The following is a 3,641-nucleotide window of genomic DNA, read 5'->3' as shown; positions in this document are numbered from 1 at the left end:
ATGCCCGCCGACAACCACACGCGCGTGGCCGAGCTCGTGATCGAGCGCGCGAAGCGCCTGGTCGAGATGGGAGAGGACGTCGTGGTGGTCCTCGATTCCATTACGCGCCTCGCGCGTGCCTACAACCTCGCGGCTCCCGCGTCCGGCCGCATCCTGTCCGGCGGCGTGGACTCGGCCGCGCTGTACCCGCCCAAGCGGTTCCTGGGCGCCGCCCGCAACATCGAGAACGGCGGATCGCTTACGATCTTGGCGTCTGCACTGGTCGATACGGGTTCCAAGATGGACGAGGTCATCTTCGAAGAGTTCAAGGGCACCGGCAACATGGAGCTCAAGCTCGACCGCGACCTGGCCGATCGTCGTATCTTCCCCGCGATCGATCCGGTCCAGTCGGGCACGCGCAACGAGGACCTGCTGGTCGAGAAGAGCATGCAGCCGTTCGTGTGGGGCATCCGCCGCATCCTGGCAAACATGAACAATACCGAGCGCGCCGCCGCGGCGTTCATCAAGGGGCTGAAGGGGACCGATACCAACCAGGAGTTCCTGATTCGCTCTGCGAAGAAGGCGGCCGATCACGAGGTCATGTAAAGCTCCGTTCCTTCGTTGGTCATATGACGACGCCCTGCCGTGTATTGGTATACGGCAGGGCGTCGTGCTTACGGAAGGTATCGCGAGAAAGGCCGGGCGCTAGAAGACGCCCAGGGCGCGCTCGATCTTGAGGGCGAGCTCGTAGGGGGCTATGCGAGAGATGGCGTAGAGGGCTTTCATGTCGAGCGCCGGGATGCACAGGCTCTTGCCCGTGCGGGAGGCCTTGAGCGCGGCGTGTGCGACGTCGGCGATGCGTTCGAATCCGATGATGGTCATCGCGCGCGCCGCCTCGTCGTCGCCCGGGGCGTCGAGGAATTCGGTCTTCATGAACTTGGGGCACACGGCGGTTACATGGATGCCGACTTCGCGCAGCTCGGCATCGAGGGAGCGGGAGAGTTCCAGGATGAAGCGTTTGGCTGCGGAGTAGACAGCCAGGCGGGGCTGGGGGACGAATGCCGCCACGCTGGCGATATTGATGATGCGCGACCCTTCGTGCATGAAGGGGAGGCTGCGGTAGATGAGTTCGACCGGGGCCTGCATGAGCAGCTGCATCATGCCGCGGGACGCGTTTGCGTCCTGATGGGCGAAGTCTCCGAAGGAGCCGAAGCCCGCATTGTTGATGAGCAGCGCCACGTTGACATCGTCGCGTTCCTGCAGGGCGTGCTCGATGGCGTCGAACGAGTCCGATTGGGTAAGGTCGAGGCAAAAGCCGCGAATGGCGGTGGCGCAGGTGCGCTCGAGCGCCTCGAGACGTTCGGCGCGTCGCGCGACGACCCAGATCTCGTCGAGCGGGCCCATCTCGCCGCGGTCGAGCCTGAGAACGAATTCACGACCCAGCCCCGATGAGGCGCCCGTTACGATGGCGATATGCTTCATGGTTCATCCTTTTGCGTAGAAGGTGTTCGGCATACGTTCTTGTTCCCGAAAGCGCGGCGCACCATACGGACGGGCGGGCGCCGGACGCGGCGTGTTTTATTGCAAATACCCGCGGGTTCTCGCATAATAGCGGGTAATGTTCGCGACGGAAACACACAGATGAAACGAACTCCAATCCGTTGCACGCGTGGCGCGCCCTCGGGCTCGCCTCACCACTTCTCCTCGCGGGCGTTGCGGGTGGCCGTTGCGGCGGCTGCCGGATAGATGCATCGTTTATCAGGCGGGAGGAACCCCATGGCATCACAACAGCATGCGCATCGCTCAACGGTGGTCGCGGTGTCCAGCGGTTTTGCGCTGGCGGTGCCGCTGGTTGCCTATGCAGCCACGCTGCCGTTCGAGGCGGCTCATGACGCGGTGCGCACCGCGGGCCTTCCGTTTGCGCTGGGCGCGTTTGCAGGTATGGGCGCCTATGCCTTGACGTCGGCATATTACGAGGCGAAGGACGGCGCCGCTGCCGAGAAGAGCGAGCAGGAGGCGCAGCCAGAGCCGCGGGTCGCAGAAAAGGACCAGCTTGGAGTTACGGGGATCTTCCGTCGTCGCGAAGATGATTCCGTTCCGGTTATCTCGCGTGCGGTCGATGCGCTGAGCGAGGCCGAGGCCTGGGCCGAGATCGATCGCCTGCTCGAAGAGGATTCTCCCGTGAGCTGCGACGCCGCTACGTCGAAGGACATCTATCAGATCGCGCTCGAGGAGCTTGCTCGCGCAGCGGGCTCTGCTCCCTCTCCGGATTCGGACGTCGATCCGAGCGCTGGCGTGACGAACCCGGTTGCGCTGATGGAAAGCGGGTCGCCGACATCCGCGATGGACCAGGCTGCCGTGGATGCGGCCATAGAGGCGCAGCGAATGATGCAGCTCGATGCCGAGGAGCTCGCCATGGCCCAGATGACGGCCCAGCTTGCCTGCGACGCCATAGAGCTTGACGAGCCTTCGGGCGTGTTTCCCGCTTCGGCTGTCGAGGACGTGGCTGCGGCGTCGTCCGATACGCTGCCGTCGGGCCAGGCGTGCGATCGCAAGGATGCGGCGGAAGACGCTTCGACCCTGGATGCGGCGAGAGCACTCGCGTCAGCGGCGGAAGAGCTTGCGGCCCGTGCGGCCAATGGCGGCCCGATCGACGGCGACGATGCGGTGCAAGAGGTGGTTATGGTGGACTACAGCGGCCATGAGGCGATGTGGGCCGCGGCCATCGCCATTCTAGAGGAGGACCTGCCCCCGCTTTCGGCCGATGCGCACCGAGCGGGCGCCGCTTCGGATCTTGGTGCGGCATCGTCCGATGCGGGCGGGGGAGCGGCGTCGGCGCGCAAAGCCGGCCGCGAATATCTGAGCGTCATCGAGGGCGGCACGGCCTCTATGCCCGCTTTGAAGGTGGAGCCGTAGATGCGCTCCAAGATATCGATTCGCTGGCCCTGGGTGTTTGCCTCGCTGGTTATGTGCGCGTTCATCTGGGGCAATTCGCTGGTTCCCGGCATGCAGAGCGGGGAGGCCAGCCACGCGGTTCTCGACCTCGTCCACGGCGCTCTGCAGATGGTCGGTTTGCCCTACGAGTGGATGACCAACTTCGTTATTCGAAAGATCGGCCATTTTACCGAATACGCCCTGCTGGGAGTTTGCGTTTCACAGGCCCTCGACGGCTTGGGGACGTGCGATCGGCGTGCGATGCTGGCGAGCGCGGCGGTATTGGTCCTTGTGCCCTCGCTCGACGAGACCATCCAGCTGTTCGTGAGCGGGCGAGCCGGCATGGTGTCCGATGTGCTGCTCGATTGCATGGGCGCGGCGTTTGGCGTTGCCATGCGCTGCCTTGCTCGTCGGTTGGGAAAGCGGGGAAGCGCTCGCTCTTGACCAGCGGAAATCCCGTTTGCAGGGTGATTCCCAAACTTTTTCGAAATTCTCGCTTGCATCGCGGAGAATTCCGTTGCATAATAGCCTAGCGCTTCGCGCGAGTGAAGACATGGTGGGTGTAGCTCAGTTGGCTAGAGCGACGGGTTGTGGTCCCGTAGGTCGAGGGTTCGAGTCCCTTTACCCACCCCACGCTTCCTCTTGAAGTTGACATAGTTGGATCGTTAGCTCAGCTGGCTAGAGCAGGGGACTCTTAATCCCAAGGTCCAGGGTTCGAATCCCTGACG

Annotated in this window: 3 protein-coding genes, 1 tRNA gene and 1 pseudogene; 4 read left to right on the top strand and 1 reads right to left on the bottom strand. The window is 63.7% G+C overall.

The genetic code is table 11. From position 1 onward, the window contains the following. A pseudogene (locus I2E26_RS03910) lies at positions 1-585 on the top strand (transcription termination factor Rho); the annotation flags it as partial. Between the two features lie 99 nt (positions 586-684). Here the strand turns inward: I2E26_RS03910 and I2E26_RS03905 are convergent. Further along, the gene (locus I2E26_RS03905; protein ID WP_195419683.1) at positions 685-1,461 is read right to left on the bottom strand and encodes an SDR family oxidoreductase; all 777 of its coding nucleotides are present in this window, start codon (positions 1,459-1,461) and stop codon (positions 685-687) included. 294 nt (positions 1,462-1,755) lie between these two features. Here I2E26_RS03905 and I2E26_RS03900 point away from each other — a divergent pair, with 294 nt between their 5' ends. The 3 genes from I2E26_RS03900 (at position 1,756) to I2E26_RS03890 (ending at position 3,546) form a co-directional block, all read left to right on the top strand. After that, on the top strand, positions 1,756-2,895 hold the full coding sequence (locus I2E26_RS03900; RefSeq protein WP_195419682.1) for a hypothetical protein: 1,140 nt from the start codon (positions 1,756-1,758) through the stop codon (positions 2,893-2,895). Further along, positions 2,896-3,357, top strand: coding sequence for a VanZ family protein (locus I2E26_RS03895; protein ID WP_195419681.1), 462 nt, complete (start codon positions 2,896-2,898; stop codon positions 3,355-3,357). It abuts the gene before it with no gap. Between the two features lie 112 nt (positions 3,358-3,469). Next, positions 3,470-3,546: transfer RNA gene (locus I2E26_RS03890), tRNA-His, on the top strand. Positions 3,547-3,641 lie beyond the last annotated feature (95 nt).

Source organism: Collinsella sp. D33t1_170424_A12, assembly GCF_015554865.1.
Taxonomy (GTDB): Bacteria; Actinomycetota; Coriobacteriia; order Coriobacteriales; family Coriobacteriaceae; genus Collinsella.
This window is presented reverse-complemented; position numbering and strand designations above follow the sequence as displayed.

What these genes read in the sequence shown, in the direction of transcription:
- I2E26_RS03905 (WP_195419683.1), bottom strand. Translation starts at nt 1,461, where the DNA reads ATGAAGCATATCGCCATCGTAACGGGCGCCTCATCGGGGCTGGGTCGT.
- I2E26_RS03900 (WP_195419682.1), top strand. Translation starts at nt 1,756, where the DNA reads ATGGCATCACAACAGCATGCGCATCGCTCAACGGTGGTCGCGGTGTCC.
- I2E26_RS03895 (WP_195419681.1), top strand. Translation starts at nt 2,896, where the DNA reads ATGCGCTCCAAGATATCGATTCGCTGGCCCTGGGTGTTTGCCTCGCTG.